A 14,429-nucleotide genomic window follows, 5' to 3' on the forward strand; every position below is an offset into this window, starting at 1 on the left:
TAAATAAAAACAGCATTTGAATTTCAAATGCTGTTAAAGTACTTAAATAGAATCTGTAGGATTAGTAGTACCACTGCCACTTGGGGCAGTTATAGTAGAATCTGTTCCAGACGGATTAGTAATGTCTGTAGAATCTGTTGTATTTGTTGAGTCTTTGGTAGAGCTACATCCCGTAGCTATGGCTCCAACTATTGCAAAGCCCATTACCAGTTTAAAAAAATTGCTTTTCATATCTTCAATAATTTAATAGATATGAATACTAATCTAATTTAATGCCAATTATATAAAATGATATAGGAAAACAGCTTCTCCCATAAAAGCAGGTTTCTTTTGGTCTTTAATTTCTAAGGTTATACCAATAGTTGCTTTGGTTACACCACGTAAATTAGCGATTTCAACTAATTTAACCACTAATCTTACTTCGCTATTTACAGTTACAGCTTGTGCAAAACGTAATTTTTCTATCCCGTAATTGATTTCCATTTTTAGATTTTGGATATCAACAATTTGTTTCCATAAGTATGGTATTAAAGATAAAGTAAGATAACCATGGGCAATTGTTGCCTTAAACGGACTTTCTGTTTTTGCTCTTTCTGTATCGGTATGTATCCATTGATGGTCTAAAGTAGCATCAGAGAATAAGTTTATTTGCTCTTGGGTGATGGTATGATAATCAGAAAAACCTAGTTCTTTTCCTAAATGAGACGCAAACTCGTCGTGGCTCTTAATTACTAACATAGTATTATATTTTAGATAAATAAAATTTGAATATACAGATTATATAAAATCTAACAGATGAATTATAAAACAATAATAAATGCTTTTTTAAAATTAAATTTGTTGAAACAAGCCACATCATGAATTTAACCATAGACGATAAAATCTTCGAGCCTTTTATAGATGCTAACATGATAGAAAAGCGTGTGCGCTTATTAGGTATACAAATGAATGTTGATTATGAAGAGAAGGTGCCTATTTTTATTGGGGTTTTAAATGGTAGCTTTTTATTCATGGCAGATTTGATGAAAGAAATCAACATCAGTTGTGAGATGGCTTTTGTAAAGGTTTCATCTTACCATGGAGAAACACAATCTTCTGGTAATATCATAGAAGAGTATCCTTTAAGTATCGATATAGAAAATAGAGATATCATTATTGTAGAAGATATTATTGATACCGGAAGAACCTTAAATTATTTGATAGAAAAGTTTAAAACCAAAAATCCGGCAAGCATTAAAGTTGCCAGTTTGTTGTTAAAGCCCGATGCTTTACAAGTTAAAATTGATGAGATAGCATACATTGGCTTTGAAATAGCTAACGACTTTGTGGTAGGTTATGGTTTAGATTATAAAGGACTAGGAAGAAACACGAAGGATATTTACAGGTTGTGTAGTGAGTTATAATGGAAGAACTCTTATTCTCATTTTATAATCGTCTATAATAATCATTGCGCCTTTCTCTAACCAATTATTATACTCTTTTATAGTAGATATAACTTTTTCACTTAAATGTTTAACAGTTACATTTTGAGTCCTAACCTGTATGATACTTGGTTTTTCAGCTTTATTTAAGGCTAATGCTGTACCAAAATCTAAATCATGGGTAAAAATAATATAATCATTAACCTTGGCCCACTTTATCAATTCTACATCTTGAGCATCAAATTTTCCAACACTAGACCAATGTACAGCGTGTATATTTTTTAAATTGAATTCATGAACCCATTGAGGGGATAAATTCATATCTATCAAGATTTTCATGCAGTAGCAAGAGGGGCTTCAAATTCTTCAGAACGCCATGCCGCATAAGCAAGAGCTTCTTTTAAATCTTCTTCAACCAAGTAAGGATACATCTCTAAAACATCTTTAAAAGAAAGGCCAGACGCCAAAAGACCGATGAGTGTACCTACAGTAACCCTTAAACCTTTAATGCAGGGCTTTCCGCCCATAACGTTAGGATCTAAAACTATTCTTGTTAAATTTTTCATTTGTTTAGAATTTCATAAGTAAATATACGAAATATAAAATTGCTCAAAAACCTCCTTAAACTCTTATATTTTCACTTTAGAAGCTCTAATAAAGCAAACACTTTAATAAGATTTTTTATCTTCGTGTCCTACATTAAAATAAATCAAAGAAAATGCATAGAACTCATACGTGTGGCGAATTAACGATTGCCGATTTGGGAACTCAGGTTGTGTTAAGTGGTTGGGTGCAAAAATCCAGAGACTTAGGAGGCATGACTTTTATTGATGTTAGAGATAGATACGGTATTACCCAATTGGTTTTTAATGCTGATGATAATGCCGAAATGAGAGCAAAAGCCCGCGAATTAGGGAGAGAATTTGTAATAAAAGTTAGCGGTACTGTAATAGAGAGAACCAATAAAAACCCTAAAATAGCTACCGGAGATATTGAAATTAAAGTTTCTGAATTAGAAATTTTAAATGCTGCAAAGCTCCCTCCTTTTATGATTGAGGATGAGACAGACGGTGGAGATGAGTTAAGAATGAAATATCGTTACCTGGATTTAAGAAGAAATCCAGTACGTAATAACCTAGTGTTGCGCCATAAAATGGCTCAAGAAATCAGAAGATATTTAGATGCCCAAAACTTTTTAGAAGTAGAAACACCTGTTTTAATTAAGTCTACTCCAGAAGGCGCCAGAGATTTTGTGGTACCAAGTCGTATGAATCCGGGTGAGTTTTATGCTTTACCACAATCTCCACAAACCTTTAAGCAATTGTTAATGGTTTCTGGTTTTGATAGGTATTTCCAAATTGTAAAATGTTTTAGAGATGAGGATTTAAGAGCCGATAGACAGCCGGAGTTTACCCAAATAGACTGTGAAATGGCATTTATCGAGCAAGAAGATATCCTAAACTTATTTGAAGGCTTGGTGCGCCACATGTTTAAAAACGTAAAAAATCTGGATATTCAAGATTTCCCAAGAATGTCTTATGATGATGCTATGCGTTTATATGGTTCTGATAAGCCAGATACCCGTTTTGGGATGCAATTTGTAGAGTTAAAAAACAATGCTTTATCTTTAGAAGAGGCTCCTCTCCTTTGGAGAGGAGGGGGTGAGGCTTCTTTCCCTGTTTTTGATAACGCTGGTTTAGTTGTTGGTATAAATGCAAAAGGTTGTGCTTCTTACACGCGTAAGCAAATAGATGAACTAACAGACTTTGTAAAACGCCCGCAAATTGGCGCTACAGGCTTAATTTACATGCGCCATAACGAGGATGGTACCTTAAAATCATCAGTAGATAAATTCTTTAACGAGGAAGAACTACAAAAATGGGCAGTAGCATTTGCTACAGATCCTGGCGATTTAGTATTAATTCTGGCAGGAGAAAACCCTGATAGAGTACGTAAACAGTTAAACGAGTTACGTTTAGAGATAGGTAACCGCTTAGGTTTAAGAGATAAAAATAAATTTGCACCACTTTGGGTATTAGATTTTCCTTTATTAGAGTGGGACGAAGAAACAGAGCGTTACCACGCTATGCACCATCCTTTTACATCACCAAAACCAGATGATATATCTAAACTAAATACAGACCCAGCAGCGGTTAGAGCCAATGCTTACGATTTAGTAATCAATGGTACCGAAATTGGCGGTGGCTCTATCCGTATTCACGATAGAGAATTACAATCACTCATGTTTAAGCATTTAGGATTTAGGCCAGAAGAAGCTCAAAAACAATTTGGTTTCTTAATGGAAGCCTTTGAATATGGCGCTCCTCCGCATGGTGGTATTGCTTTCGGTTTTGATAGATTAGTATCCATCTTCGCTGGTTTAGACACTATACGTGATGTTATTGCATTCCCTAAAAATAATTCGGGAAGAGATGTTATGATAGACTCCCCTTCTACCATAGATGATAAACAAAAGATAGAGTTGCACATCAAAACAACGGTATAACATAAAAAAGGAGAACTAAACAGTTCTCCTTTTTCTTTTAGCTATTATCTTCTAAATCCTTCTTCACTCTCCGTTCTATCAAAATTTTCTTTTTGCCTATTTCGGCATTGTTTAAAGTATCCAAAGTATTATCGGTTACAATAATTTCGTGGTCTTTTTCCTTTTCGCTGTTGTGTATGGCTACGCTTTCTATATTTTGTAGGGCAACATCGTAAGGACCTTTATCAGACATTAATTTCACAAAAACAGGCAAACATTCTAGCAAGATGAATAAAAAAGAGATAAAAGATATGGCCAAATAAGTATCCACATCTCTGCTACCGTCGGGATTAAAAGAAAGCTGCCCAAGCGCATAATTTCTATCTGCAAAGCCCGCAACATTAGCCAAACTATCCAGTTGTTTTTCGTTAAAAAGTAAAGTGCTATTTAAGCCCTCCATTTCTTTACGCCGGTTGATAATATCGTCTATACGCTGTATATCATTTCTTACTTGTATCAAACGAGCTTCTTTTTGGTCTATTACAGCTTGTTTTTGCTTTGCGTAAGTACCAAATCCTGTTACACCACTGGTTTGATTGGTTTTATCGCCAAAAACCTCTTGATTCAAAATATATCTAGAACGATTGATATCTTTCTCTAAAGAATCTTTCTCTGATTTTAGCTCTTCAAACTTCGCAAGCTCAATACTATATTTATCAGAGAAGGCTCTGTTTAAAGTATCAATTTTAGAGCGTTGCCCATTTAAATAACTGGTTTTAAGTTTTTGTCTAATTTCTTTATCAAAAATTTTTAGCTCCAAAGGTCTAGATATCACAATACCAATCATGATAGCTAGTAATATTCTGGGTAAAGCCTGTAAAATTTGTTGGTTAGCGTCTCCTGTTTTTTTGATACTAGCTACTATGTAGCGGTCCATATTAAAAATAGCTAAGCCCCAAATTATACCAAATAACATCGCAAATAAAACAGCGGCACTACTCCCAGAAAAAACAAAATACATGGCGTAACCGCCAGATAAACAAGCAAATAAGGCGGTAAAGAATATGGTTGCACCAATACCAACGTATTTATTATGTTCTGTAGGATATTTTTTAAGTGTTTCTATGTGTGCGCCAGAGCAAAACCAAAAGAAATCGGTTATTTTTTTCATCTTATAATTATCAATAAATCGTTTTCTCTAATAGCAAAATTTATGCTCAAAATAAACAAGCTATAAACGCTTATAAGACATGTTTAGGTATAAGCATGTTACAACATAAAAGTTTATAAAGGGTAAACTTTTATTATTAAGTTTTAAAACCTGCTATTTTTACTATTTTTGATAAGCATAAAGTATTTTATTATGAACGAAATAACCGTAGCAGAGCTAAAAAAATGGAGAGATGAAGGTAAAGAATTTCAATTAATTGATGTTCGCGAACCTTTTGAATATGAAATGTCTAATATCGAGGGAGAAAATATTCCGCTGGCCAGCGTTGTGTTAGAGGCCGATAAAATATCAAAAGACATTCCTGTAGTTATGCAATGCCGTAGTGGTGCCAGAAGCGCTGCTGCTTTAAACCAATTGCAAAACCTAGGTTATACCAATCTTTACAATTTAAAAGGTGGTATTTTAGCTTGGGCTGCAGAAATTGAACCTGGCATGAAAGTATATTAATCATGTTTAAAAAGGTATTATTTAACGTTATTTTAAACTTAATCATTATTTGCTCTGCTATTGGAGCTGTAATGGCTTTTAAGGCCGGTAATTATTTCTTGCCCATACTTCTATTAGCAGCATTTGGCTTAAGCTTATACTATAAAATTAAGTTGATGAAACAGGTACGGGAAGAAATGAAACTAAAGGCAGAAGAAAAGCTTAAAAATAAAAACCCTAAAAAGCGCTCTTAAGGCGCTTTTTTCATAACAAATCTTTTTGCTAAATAAGAGAACCAATTTTAAGGCGTTTTTGTAATTTGGTATAAATATGAATCCTTACGAAAGAAAACGTCGCTGGAAATATCTCCTACTTTTTTTCGCAATAGTTATTGCTGTTTCTTCGCTTTGGTATACTGATTTTTTGGTGCAAAATATTGCAAAATCAGAACGTACCCGGGCCGAGCTTTGGGCGCAAAGTCTTAAGCGGATGTTTGAAACCGATAACGATGAGATGATGAACTTCCTTTTCACCATAAGGGATAGCTTACCTGTACCCGCAATTGTTACTAACGAGAAAGATTCTATCATTACCTACCAAGGCTTAGACACTGTTAAAACGTATTTTCAGATAGAAAGTAATAAAAAATACGACCCAAAGTATTTTCTAAAAGAGCTACGGGAAATGAAAAATCAGCACAACCCTATCCCAGTAGAGTTTTATGGGAAAAAGAATCTCATTTACTATAAGGATAGCGATTTGCTAAGTCAGCTTAAAGTTTTCCCTTATATCCAACTCAGTTTAATTGCAGTTTTTCTGATGCTGGCATACTTTGCCTTTAATTCGGCAAGAAAATCAGAACAAAACCAGGTTTGGGTTGGTTTAGCAAAAGAAACAGCGCATCAGTTAGGCACACCCATATCTTCTTTAATGGCTTGGGTAGAGCTTTTAAAAGAAAGGTTTAAAGCCGATGATTCTTTGATACTAGAAATGGAAAATGATGTTAGAAGACTAGAGGTTGTGGCCGATAGATTTTCTAAAATCGGCTCTAAGCCTATCTTAAGTAGTCATTCTGTTTATGAAGTTGTTAAAGATTTTGTTGATTATTTTAAAGTTAGGGTATCAGATAAAATTACTTTTGAGGTAAACGGAGACGAGCAGTTAGAAGCTCTTATCAATGTACCTTTGTTTGATTGGGTGATAGAAAACATCCTGAAAAACGCAGTAAATGCTATTGATGGGAAGGGTATCATCAGCATCACTATCAAAGAAAATATTGTTAAAGAACAAATTATTATAGACATCACAGACACAGGTAAAGGTATCCCACGCTCGAAGTTTGATACCGTTTTTCAGCCAGGTTTTACAACTAGAAAGAGAGGCTGGGGCTTAGGTTTATCATTAACCAAAAGAATGATAGAAAACTACCACGGCGGGCAGGTTTTTGTAAAAGAATCTGAACTGGGTAAAGGCACTACCTTTAGAATTATACTTAAAAGCAGCATAAATTATGTACCAACCATTTAGTAACGAATACGCTCCATATTACGAAGGATACATCAAATTAGTATCTGGCCAAAATATCCTTAGAAAACTAAAAAACCAATTGAATGAGGTTGATGATTTCTTGGCAGAAATACCAGCAGAAAAACATGACTACGCTTACGCTGATGGTAAATGGACCGTTAAAGAAGTTGTTGCCCATTTAATAGATACAGAAAGGGTGATGGCTTACCGAGCTATGCGTTTCTCAAGAAATGATTTTACCCCACTACCGGGTTTTGATCAGGATTTATACATGCAAAATGTTGATGTAAGCAAACGTTCTTTTAGTGATTTGGTAGATGAATTATTGCTTATGAGACAGGCTAACCTCTATTTTTTCAAATCATTAACAGAAGAAGATTACAAGAAAAAAGGCGTAGCAAGTGAAAGAGAAGTAAGTGTTGGTGCTTTATTATTTATTATGGCAGGCCATATAGAACATCATTTTAGAGTATTAAAAGAAAAGTATTTAAAATGATTTGGTTTAAAAGTTACACTCCAGAAGAATTAAACAGCAGGCCAAAAAATCATATTGGTGCTTTGCTAGGGATTAGTTTTACCCATATTGGTGATAATTTTTTAGAAGCTACCATGCCGGTTGATGAACGTACCCACCAGCCGGTAGGTATTTTACATGGAGGTGCTTCGGTGGTGCTTGCAGAAACTTTGGGAAGTGTAGCTAGTAACTTGGTTTTAAATCCCGAAGAAAAAATGGGTGTAGGTTTAGAAGTAAATGCTAATCATTTACGTCCTGTTAAATCTGGATACGTAAAAGGTGTTTGTACGCCAATACACATTGGCGCAAAAACACATATTTGGGATATTAAAATTTACGATGAAAGAGGTAAAATGAGCTGCATCAGCAGGCTAACGGTAGCTGTAGTTCCGGCTGTTAAATAGCTAAAGCTTTTGCTGCTTCTCTTTTTTCTCTATCGTATAAGAAATAAATAGACCCAAACCACCAAAAAGCGTAATTAAGGAGAAATAAATAGCCTCGTTTTTGGTATTTCCCCACTCGTTAACATTATGTGCAAAAACGGTATTATCTAAAACAAAAGCTAAAAATAAACCTAAACCAGCGCCCATTAACAATAAAGCTATTTTAAGATAATAATTAGATTTTGATTCTGGCTTTTCTGGTATCGGGTTTAACCCTCTCTCTATTAAAGCCATTCTTTCTTTATTGGTTAAATATCGCCAACCAAAAATTACGGCAAAGCTTCCTATAAATATGGTAAGCGGAATTAAGATGTCTGCATTGTTCATAATCTTGTATTTTAATGTTTAATAATCTTGTTAAATCTTATTGTTGGAAGCTAAGACTACATCGTTTTTAAACAGGTTACACCAAAAGTATAATTTTTGTGCTATCTATTTCCTTTAAAGATATTTTGAGTTAGCTGTAACCTAAAGCTTATATAGCTTGTCTTAACATCAACACATGCAACAAGAACTAACAGACATAGCTATTATAGATGCAGTATTGGCTGGAGACCAACAAGCCTATGCGCTTTTAGTTAAACGCTACCAACGTTATGTTTTTACCTTGGCTTTACGTTTTACAAAAAGCAGAGAAGATGCCGAGGAAGTAGCTCAAGATTGCTTTGTGAAAGCTTTTAAATATTTATCCGGATACGAGAGAAAAGGAAAATTTACAACATGGCTTTATCGTATAGTTTATACTACTGCTATGACTTATTTAAGAAAGAAGCAGGTTGATGTTCTTTCTATTGATGATGAAAATCATCAAAACGTTTTAGATAGCCATCAAGCAAGTACGGATTTAAATACAGAGCGGAAATCCAGAGATTATTATTTAAATTTAGCTATAGAAAGTTTGTTACCTGATGATGCCAGTATCATTACCTTATTTTACAAAGGCGAGCAATCTTTAGAAGAAATAGCTCAGATAATGGGAATTGAAGCCAATACAGCTAAAGTTAAATTACATCGGGCTAGAGGCCGATTAAAAATTAAACTAGAACAACTTTTAAAAAGTGAAGCGGAGGATTTAATATGAAAAGTGCAGAAGAAAAAATTTGGAATTATATAGATGGTTTATGCAGTAAAGAGGAGGCTCTAGAAATAGAGCGATTACTGCGAGAAGATATTTCTTTTCAAAACCTATATCAAGAAATTTTAAGTTTTGATAAACATCTTAAATCAACAGATTTAGAAGAGCCTTCTATGGGTTTCAGCTTTGCGGTGATGGATAAAATAAGGTTACAAGCGCAACCACTATCTCTTAAAGCACAAGTTGATAAAAGAATAATCTACGGTATAGCGGCATCTTTTATACTGATACTGAGCGTTATTATGGCTGTAGCAATTGCGCAAACAAATTGGTCTGCTTCAAGCGGTTCTTTTAATATGAATTACGATGTTTTTAAAATTGGTGAAGGTTTTTCTAGAACTGCTATTCAAGCTTTCTTGTTTTTTGATATCATCATCATGCTTTTAACAGCAGATTACTTCTTCAGAAAAAAATCTAAATTAATTTAAAAACCTATCTTTTAATTCCTGAGTAGGAAGCATACAATGGTTTTCTTTCCCAAACCATTTATAACGGTTTTTAGCGATGATATCGTAAACAAAATCTCTTATAAATTTAGGGATGATGATGAAGATATAAGCGGCTTTCCAAAAACCATTTAATTGCGATGCTATTTTTAAAGCGGCTGTAGATTTGGTAAAAACATCCTTTTCTGTGAGTAGTATTACCGAGCTTAGTTCCTCTACAGAAATAACTTTTGTTAAAAGTTCTTGTTTGGCAAAGTCTGATTGTAATGCAGCAAATCTAAATTTTGCATATTTATCATGCTTTATGATAAACTGTACAAAACCATTGCAAAGGTTACAAACGCCATCAAAAAAAATTACAGGTTTATCAGTCATATCAAAATCTAAAACAACAAACCTGTAGAGATTCTCTCTGATTAAGAAAGCGTTGCTAAAACGGTAACACCGCCTTTAACCTTATCTCCAAGGTTTACATTAACTTGGGTTCCAACAGGTAAAAAAACATCAACCCTAGAACCAAATTTTATAAAGCCAAACTCTTTGCCTTGTTCTACTTGATCGCCTTCTTTTACGTACCAAACAATTCTGCGAGCCAAAGCACCAGCTATTTGTCTAAATAACACCGGTATGCCATTACTGTTTTCAACAACAACCGTAGTGCGTTCGTTATCTGTAGAAGATTTAGGATCCCAAGCAACCAAATATTTTCCTGGGTGATATTTAAAGAATTTTACGATACCGCTTATTGGGCTTCTGTTTACATGTACATTAATGGGCGACATAAAAACAGATATCTGAAGTCTTTTATCTTTAAAATATTCGTTTTCTTGTGCTTCTTCTATCACAACAACTTTACCATCTGCTGGGCAAATAATTTGGTTTTCTCCTAAAGTTAAGTTCACCACTGGATTTCTAAAGAACTGTAAAACAGTTATAAATAAAAGTAAAGAAACTAGGTACCACAACCATACAAACCAGGTAACATGTGGCAGGTAATAATTGATGAGGGCATTAGTAACAAAAACAAACAGAACGGTTAATGCAATAGAGGTATATCCTTCTTTGTGGATGGTCATTTTTTTAAATTTTTACCAAAACTACTAATAAGTAATCAAATATATGTAAACGAAAACAACAGGTGCCGAAAGTAGTAAACCGTCAAAGCGGTCTAACAAACCGCCGTGGCCAGGTAATATTTTTCCAGAATCTTTAATTTCTATACTTCTTTTGAACATAGATTCAACCAAATCGCCCATGGTACCAAAGCAAGAGATAAGTGTTGCCATGGTTATCCAATTTAAAAGACTGTATGAAGTAAAATATTGAGCTAGTATATAAGCAACGGCTATACTTGTGGCAACGCCACCAAAAAAGCCTTCCCAAGATTTCTTTGGTGAATGTCTTTCAAAAAGACGCTTTTTACCAAACTTAACTCCAAAAATATAAGCGCCAGTATCATTAGCCCAAAGCATCAGAAAAAAGCCCAAAGCTAGTTTATAATTATAAGATCCAGAAATAAAGGCAATACTATGGAAAAATATAAAAGGTACTATGGTATAAAACAAGCCTAGAAAAGTATAAGCTATATTACTAAATGGTATTTTAGACTTTTTATAAAGTTCTCTCACAAAAATCCCAAAAAACAAAGGAATGTTTATCAATAACCATTTGGTCTCAAACTGAATGAAATATCTACCCGCAACTGATGCGAAGATGATTAATGCAGCTATATAACCAATAGATCTGTGTGGTCTAATTCCTGTGGTTTTAACCAAAGCAAAAAACTCCATCAAACAAATTAAGCTTAAAAATATATAAAACCCTGTAAAAACATAAGGCCCTAAAAATATGGAGCATAGCATGATAAGGATAAAAATAACTCCAGTTATAGCTCTGGTCTTCATAATAATTAGGGTATTAAATTAAAGGTCGTTTTGGATAATAATTTCTAAAGCTTTATCAAAATCAGATTGATGAATGTAAACCTCAACCTCGCCAAATTTGTAGGCTGTATCTTGTTTATTCATCAAAACAGCTTCTATCTCATGGTCAATTAGTACTTGCCTCACTATTTCAGATTTCATGAACTGATGTGAAGTATAAATTTTTACCCAAGTACTATTCATAAATATCTATTTGGCTATTCTTTTTAAAGTTCTGATAAAACTTAAGCAACAAAACTAAGGTAATTATTGCACTTAATAAATATCCCCATATTTGAAAGGTGTCTGTTTTCTCAATTTCATCAATACTTTTGCCTTGTAATTGTAGTATATAAGCCATAGTTACAGCTAAACCGTTATTAAGAAAATGTCCCCAAATGGCAAACCATAAGCTCCCGCTCCACCATAAAAAGTAGCCAAATAATGCACCTAAAAACATCCTAGGGAAAAAACCAAAGAATTGTACATGTATAGTACTAAATATAATGGCGCTTATCCAAATGGCAACATGTGGGTTATAAAACCATTTGTAAAATATGTTCTGTAAAGCTCCTCTAAATAAAAGCTCTTCACCTATGGCGGGTATAATAGCTATCATCAATAGGTTAAGTAAATAATCGCTAAAGCTTTTCATCACCAAAAGCTGTTTGGTTAAAACGGCGGCTTGTTGTTCTTTTTCTCGCATCCATTGTTCTAAGCCTTTTAAAAAATCTGGTAAAACCATTTTTTGGTTGGCGGCGTTAATAAGCTCAAGAAAAGGTAAGCCTAAAACCATAATGGCTGTAACTATAATAAGTAATTGGGGCGTTTTAAGCGGATTATAAAAGTGATAATAAGATTTTAGAGGTTGTTTTGTGGCTAAAGCAAAAGTTAATGGGCCGGCAATAAAAATACCCAAAGAGCTAGAAATTTGTATGGTTCTGATGAAATTGATATCCATATTGCTTTCATCGCCAGTTAAAAGTATAGAGCAATTATTACCAGTGAGGCTGTAAATAAGAACACCAATAACGGTAAACACTAGTCCACCTGCAATCACATAAAGCAACAAATAAATTAATTGTAGAGCTGGGTGTTGATGTGTTGACTTTTGCATGTCTCTCATAATTAAGGATATTTAGTAAATTTGCGATTAATTTAATGATTTGATTTTTAAATGTCTGTTAAAATAGGAAATATAGATTTAGGTGATTTTCCATTATTGCTTGCGCCGATGGAAGATGTGAGCGACCCGCCATTCCGCTTTGTTTGCAAACAAAACGGAGCAGATATGATGTATACGGAGTTTATTTCCTCAGAAGGTTTGATAAGAGATGCCGCCAAAAGCAGACAAAAATTAGATGTTTTTGAGTATGAGCGCCCTATAGGGATTCAAATTTTTGGTAGCGATATCGAGCACATGCGTGAAGCTACAGAAATAGCCACCAAAGCAAAACCCGATTTAATTGATATCAATTACGGTTGCCCTGTAAAAAATGTAGCATGCCGTGGGGCTGGTGCAAGCTTATTACAAGATATAGATAAAATGGTAGCCATGACGGCTGCTGTTGTTAAGGCTACGCATTTACCTGTTACAGTTAAAACTCGTTTAGGTTGGGATGACAACACCAAAAACGTTTATGAGGTAGCAGAGCGCTTACAAGATGTGGGTATTAAAGCTTTAACCATACATGGTCGTACGCGTTCCCAAATGTATAAAGGCGTTGCCGATTGGACATTGATTAGAGAAATCAAAAGAAACCCAAGAATACAAATTCCTATTTTTGGTAATGGCGATGTAGATTCTCCTGAAAAAGCCGCTAATTGGCGTTTGGAGTACGAAGTAGACGGAATTATGATTGGTAGAGCTGCTATTGGTTACCCTTGGATTTTTAGAGAAGTAAAACATTTCTTTGAGACCGGTACTTTTTTAGATGGTCCAACCATTAATGAAAGGGTTGATGTTTGCACTACGCATTTGAAAAAATCTATCGAGTGGAAGGGACCAAAAACAGGTATTTTTGAAATGCGAAGACATTACGCTAACTATTTTAAAGGCATACCAAATTTTAAAGAATATAGAATGAAACTGGTAAGCTTAGAACGCGTAGAAGACATAGAAGACGTACTACATGAAATTAGAAACAAATTTGATACAGTAGCGGTCTGATTTTTGATTTTATATTTTTAATCTCTAAATTGTTAAAAAATTAAAAAAAATGGTAGCGCAAATAACCGACGGAGTAAAAGTTTCTGTTGAAACCACCTACCAGCCAGAATACTCAAATCCGGCTAATGAGCATTTTATGTTCGCTTATAAAATTAGGATAGAAAATCTAAGTCATTACAGCGTACAGCTTATGAGCAGACATTGGAATATTTTTGATTCTAATGGCACAAAAAGAGAGGTAGAAGGAGAAGGTGTTGTGGGGCAACAGCCCATTATAGAGCCAGGAGGCATGCATGAATATGTATCAGGATGTAACTTACAAACAGATATGGGAACTATGCATGGTAGTTATGAAATGCGAAGATTGGTAGATGATGAAGCTTTAACTGTTTTAATCCCAAAATTTGCATTGATTGCCCCTTTTAAACTGAATTAATTTTAATCGTTAATAAATAGTCGAAGCCTCTTCATTTTTGGAGAGGCTTTGTTGTTTAGAGGGTTTTTGTAAAGTGTCGTGAATTGATTTTTGGTTAAAACCTTTGTTCTTGTAAAAGGGTTGTATTTTTAGGATTTTGCTTGTTTTAAAAATTTTGTGGATAGGATTTTCATGTCCTAATGACCTCCTCCCACAAAACAGCAACGATCAAAATTAGAGAAGCAGGGCAATTATTTATAACTTGAAACAAATAATTGCGATGAAAAAATCAAA

The 14,429-nt window shown here is 34.2% G+C and carries 22 protein-coding genes; 11 read left to right on the forward strand and 11 right to left on the reverse strand.

Annotated features, from left to right (window positions below; all coding sequences use genetic code 11):
• Nucleotides 1-42 precede the first annotated feature (42 nt).
• Both H510_RS0110210 and H510_RS0110215 read right to left on the reverse strand, forming a co-directional pair.
• Nucleotides 43-231, reverse strand: coding sequence for a hypothetical protein (locus tag H510_RS0110210; protein WP_026904235.1), 189 nt, complete (start codon nt 229-231; stop codon nt 43-45).
• A 48-nt stretch (nt 232-279) separates the two neighbouring features.
• Nucleotides 280-738, reverse strand: a complete 459-nt coding sequence (locus H510_RS0110215; protein ID WP_026904236.1) for a MaoC family dehydratase — start codon at nt 736-738, stop codon at nt 280-282.
• A gap of 119 nt (nt 739-857) precedes the next feature.
• On the opposite strand from H510_RS0110215, the gene hpt reads away from it, so the two are divergent.
• On the forward strand, nt 858-1,403 hold the full coding sequence (hpt, locus tag H510_RS0110220) for a hypoxanthine phosphoribosyltransferase (RefSeq protein ID WP_026904237.1): 546 nt from the start codon (nt 858-860) through the stop codon (nt 1,401-1,403).
• Here hpt and H510_RS0110225 read toward each other — a convergent pair.
• Together H510_RS0110225 and H510_RS0110230 are read right to left on the reverse strand one after the other, a co-directional pair.
• Nucleotides 1,398-1,742, reverse strand: a complete 345-nt coding sequence (locus H510_RS0110225; RefSeq protein ID WP_245584818.1) for a DUF5615 family PIN-like protein — start codon at nt 1,740-1,742, stop codon at nt 1,398-1,400. The two genes, hpt and H510_RS0110225, sit on opposite strands and share 6 nt — an antisense overlap.
• Before the next feature lie 14 nt (nt 1,743-1,756).
• On the reverse strand, nt 1,757-1,987 hold the full coding sequence (locus H510_RS0110230) for a DUF433 domain-containing protein (RefSeq protein WP_026904239.1): 231 nt from the start codon (nt 1,985-1,987) through the stop codon (nt 1,757-1,759).
• 152 nt (nt 1,988-2,139) lie between these two features.
• Here H510_RS0110230 and aspS point away from each other — a divergent pair, with 152 nt between their 5' ends.
• The gene (aspS, locus tag H510_RS0110235) at nt 2,140-3,927 is read left to right on the forward strand and encodes an aspartate--tRNA ligase (protein WP_026904240.1); all 1,788 of its coding nucleotides are present in this window, start codon (nt 2,140-2,142) and stop codon (nt 3,925-3,927) included.
• 37 nt (nt 3,928-3,964) lie between these two features.
• Here the strand turns inward: aspS and H510_RS0110240 are convergent, their stop codons facing one another.
• On the reverse strand, nt 3,965-5,077 hold the full coding sequence (locus H510_RS0110240; RefSeq protein WP_026904241.1) for a DUF4407 domain-containing protein: 1,113 nt from the start codon (nt 5,075-5,077) through the stop codon (nt 3,965-3,967).
• Between the two features lie 192 nt (nt 5,078-5,269).
• On the opposite strand from H510_RS0110240, the gene H510_RS0110245 reads away from it, so the two are divergent.
• The 5 genes from H510_RS0110245 (at nt 5,270) to H510_RS0110265 (ending at nt 8,008) form a co-directional block, all read left to right on the forward strand.
• Entirely contained in the window at nt 5,270-5,584 is a 315-nt protein-coding gene (locus H510_RS0110245; protein WP_026904242.1) for a rhodanese-like domain-containing protein, read from the forward strand.
• 2 nt (nt 5,585-5,586) lie between these two features.
• On the forward strand, nt 5,587-5,817 hold the full coding sequence (locus H510_RS0110250) for a DUF6358 family protein (RefSeq protein ID WP_026904243.1): 231 nt from the start codon (nt 5,587-5,589) through the stop codon (nt 5,815-5,817).
• A 76-nt stretch (nt 5,818-5,893) separates the two neighbouring features.
• A complete protein-coding gene (locus tag H510_RS0110255) occupies nt 5,894-7,090 on the forward strand; it encodes a sensor histidine kinase (protein ID WP_026904244.1) in 1,197 nt (398 codons plus the stop codon).
• Complete coding sequence (locus tag H510_RS0110260) at nt 7,074-7,586, forward strand: DinB family protein (protein WP_026904245.1); 513 nt, start codon at nt 7,074-7,076, stop codon at nt 7,584-7,586. Before H510_RS0110255 ends, H510_RS0110260 begins: the two co-directional genes overlap by 17 nt.
• Nucleotides 7,583-8,008, forward strand: coding sequence for a hotdog fold thioesterase (locus tag H510_RS0110265; RefSeq protein WP_081659255.1), 426 nt, complete (start codon nt 7,583-7,585; stop codon nt 8,006-8,008). Before H510_RS0110260 ends, H510_RS0110265 begins: the two co-directional genes overlap by 4 nt.
• Here the strand turns inward: H510_RS0110265 and H510_RS0110270 are convergent, their stop codons facing one another.
• Entirely contained in the window at nt 8,009-8,374 is a 366-nt protein-coding gene (locus H510_RS0110270) for a DUF6249 domain-containing protein (protein WP_036692567.1), read from the reverse strand.
• Between the two features lie 175 nt (nt 8,375-8,549).
• On the opposite strand from H510_RS0110270, the gene H510_RS0110275 reads away from it, so the two are divergent.
• A complete protein-coding gene (locus H510_RS0110275) occupies nt 8,550-9,128 on the forward strand; it encodes an RNA polymerase sigma factor (RefSeq protein WP_026904248.1) in 579 nt (192 codons plus the stop codon).
• On the forward strand, nt 9,125-9,610 hold the full coding sequence (locus H510_RS0110280; protein WP_026904249.1) for a hypothetical protein: 486 nt from the start codon (nt 9,125-9,127) through the stop codon (nt 9,608-9,610). Before H510_RS0110275 ends, H510_RS0110280 begins: the two co-directional genes overlap by 4 nt.
• Here H510_RS0110280 and H510_RS0110285 read toward each other — a convergent pair.
• From H510_RS0110285 to H510_RS0110305, 5 genes are read right to left on the reverse strand one after another with little or no spacing between them, the layout of a single operon-like run.
• Entirely contained in the window at nt 9,602-10,003 is a 402-nt protein-coding gene (locus H510_RS0110285; protein WP_026904250.1) for a thiol-disulfide oxidoreductase DCC family protein, read from the reverse strand. The two genes, H510_RS0110280 and H510_RS0110285, sit on opposite strands and share 9 nt — an antisense overlap.
• 41 nt (nt 10,004-10,044) lie before the next feature.
• Complete coding sequence (locus H510_RS0110290) at nt 10,045-10,704, reverse strand: phosphatidylserine decarboxylase family protein (RefSeq protein WP_026904251.1); 660 nt, start codon at nt 10,702-10,704, stop codon at nt 10,045-10,047.
• Nucleotides 10,705-10,728: 24 nt separating this feature from the next.
• On the reverse strand, nt 10,729-11,532 hold the full coding sequence (locus H510_RS0110295) for a phosphatidate cytidylyltransferase (RefSeq protein WP_026904252.1): 804 nt from the start codon (nt 11,530-11,532) through the stop codon (nt 10,729-10,731).
• An 18-nt stretch (nt 11,533-11,550) separates the two neighbouring features.
• A complete protein-coding gene (locus tag H510_RS0110300; protein WP_026904253.1) occupies nt 11,551-11,754 on the reverse strand; it encodes a putative signal transducing protein in 204 nt (67 codons plus the stop codon).
• Nucleotides 11,747-12,667, reverse strand: coding sequence for a CPBP family intramembrane glutamic endopeptidase (locus H510_RS0110305; protein WP_162143071.1), 921 nt, complete (start codon nt 12,665-12,667; stop codon nt 11,747-11,749). The genes H510_RS0110300 and H510_RS0110305 overlap by 8 nt, the downstream gene beginning before the upstream one ends.
• A gap of 60 nt (nt 12,668-12,727) precedes the next feature.
• On the opposite strand from H510_RS0110305, the gene dusB reads away from it, so the two are divergent.
• Both dusB and apaG read left to right on the forward strand, forming a co-directional pair.
• Nucleotides 12,728-13,720: a tRNA dihydrouridine synthase DusB gene (gene dusB / locus H510_RS0110310; RefSeq protein WP_026904255.1), complete on the forward strand. Its 993-nt coding sequence runs from the start codon at nt 12,728-12,730 to the stop codon at nt 13,718-13,720.
• Between the two features lie 49 nt (nt 13,721-13,769).
• Nucleotides 13,770-14,156, forward strand: coding sequence for a Co2+/Mg2+ efflux protein ApaG (apaG, locus tag H510_RS0110315; RefSeq protein WP_026904256.1), 387 nt, complete (start codon nt 13,770-13,772; stop codon nt 14,154-14,156).
• The last annotated feature ends 273 nt before the right edge of the window (nt 14,157-14,429 follow it).

The organism is Pedobacter glucosidilyticus DSM 23534 (assembly GCF_000425145.1).
GTDB lineage: Bacteria > Bacteroidota > Bacteroidia > Sphingobacteriales > Sphingobacteriaceae > Pseudopedobacter > Pseudopedobacter glucosidilyticus.

Excerpts from the sequence above, each read along its gene's own strand:
- H510_RS0110210 (WP_026904235.1), bottom strand. The coding sequence starts at position 231 with ATGAAAAGCAATTTTTTTAAACTGGTAATGGGCTTTGCAATAGTTGGA.
- H510_RS0110215 (WP_026904236.1), bottom strand. The coding sequence starts at position 738 with ATGTTAGTAATTAAGAGCCACGACGAGTTTGCGTCTCATTTAGGAAAA.
- hpt (WP_026904237.1), top strand. The coding sequence starts at position 858 with ATGAATTTAACCATAGACGATAAAATCTTCGAGCCTTTTATAGATGCT.
- H510_RS0110225 (WP_245584818.1), bottom strand. The coding sequence starts at position 1,742 with ATGAATTTATCCCCTCAATGGGTTCATGAATTCAATTTAAAAAATATA.
- H510_RS0110230 (WP_026904239.1), bottom strand. The coding sequence starts at position 1,987 with ATGAAAAATTTAACAAGAATAGTTTTAGATCCTAACGTTATGGGCGGA.
- aspS (WP_026904240.1), top strand. The coding sequence starts at position 2,140 with ATGCATAGAACTCATACGTGTGGCGAATTAACGATTGCCGATTTGGGA.
- H510_RS0110240 (WP_026904241.1), bottom strand. The coding sequence starts at position 5,077 with ATGAAAAAAATAACCGATTTCTTTTGGTTTTGCTCTGGCGCACACATA.
- H510_RS0110245 (WP_026904242.1), top strand. The coding sequence starts at position 5,270 with ATGAACGAAATAACCGTAGCAGAGCTAAAAAAATGGAGAGATGAAGGT.
- H510_RS0110250 (WP_026904243.1), top strand. The coding sequence starts at position 5,587 with ATGTTTAAAAAGGTATTATTTAACGTTATTTTAAACTTAATCATTATT.
- H510_RS0110255 (WP_026904244.1), top strand. The coding sequence starts at position 5,894 with ATGAATCCTTACGAAAGAAAACGTCGCTGGAAATATCTCCTACTTTTT.
- H510_RS0110260 (WP_026904245.1), top strand. The coding sequence starts at position 7,074 with ATGTACCAACCATTTAGTAACGAATACGCTCCATATTACGAAGGATAC.
- H510_RS0110265 (WP_081659255.1), top strand. The coding sequence starts at position 7,583 with ATGATTTGGTTTAAAAGTTACACTCCAGAAGAATTAAACAGCAGGCCA.
- H510_RS0110270 (WP_036692567.1), bottom strand. The coding sequence starts at position 8,374 with ATGAACAATGCAGACATCTTAATTCCGCTTACCATATTTATAGGAAGC.
- H510_RS0110275 (WP_026904248.1), top strand. The coding sequence starts at position 8,550 with ATGCAACAAGAACTAACAGACATAGCTATTATAGATGCAGTATTGGCT.
- H510_RS0110280 (WP_026904249.1), top strand. The coding sequence starts at position 9,125 with ATGAAAAGTGCAGAAGAAAAAATTTGGAATTATATAGATGGTTTATGC.
- H510_RS0110285 (WP_026904250.1), bottom strand. The coding sequence starts at position 10,003 with ATGACTGATAAACCTGTAATTTTTTTTGATGGCGTTTGTAACCTTTGC.
- H510_RS0110290 (WP_026904251.1), bottom strand. The coding sequence starts at position 10,704 with ATGACCATCCACAAAGAAGGATATACCTCTATTGCATTAACCGTTCTG.
- H510_RS0110295 (WP_026904252.1), bottom strand. The coding sequence starts at position 11,532 with ATGAAGACCAGAGCTATAACTGGAGTTATTTTTATCCTTATCATGCTA.
- H510_RS0110300 (WP_026904253.1), bottom strand. The coding sequence starts at position 11,754 with ATGAATAGTACTTGGGTAAAAATTTATACTTCACATCAGTTCATGAAA.
- H510_RS0110305 (WP_162143071.1), bottom strand. The coding sequence starts at position 12,667 with ATGCAAAAGTCAACACATCAACACCCAGCTCTACAATTAATTTATTTG.
- dusB (WP_026904255.1), top strand. The coding sequence starts at position 12,728 with ATGTCTGTTAAAATAGGAAATATAGATTTAGGTGATTTTCCATTATTG.
- apaG (WP_026904256.1), top strand. The coding sequence starts at position 13,770 with ATGGTAGCGCAAATAACCGACGGAGTAAAAGTTTCTGTTGAAACCACC.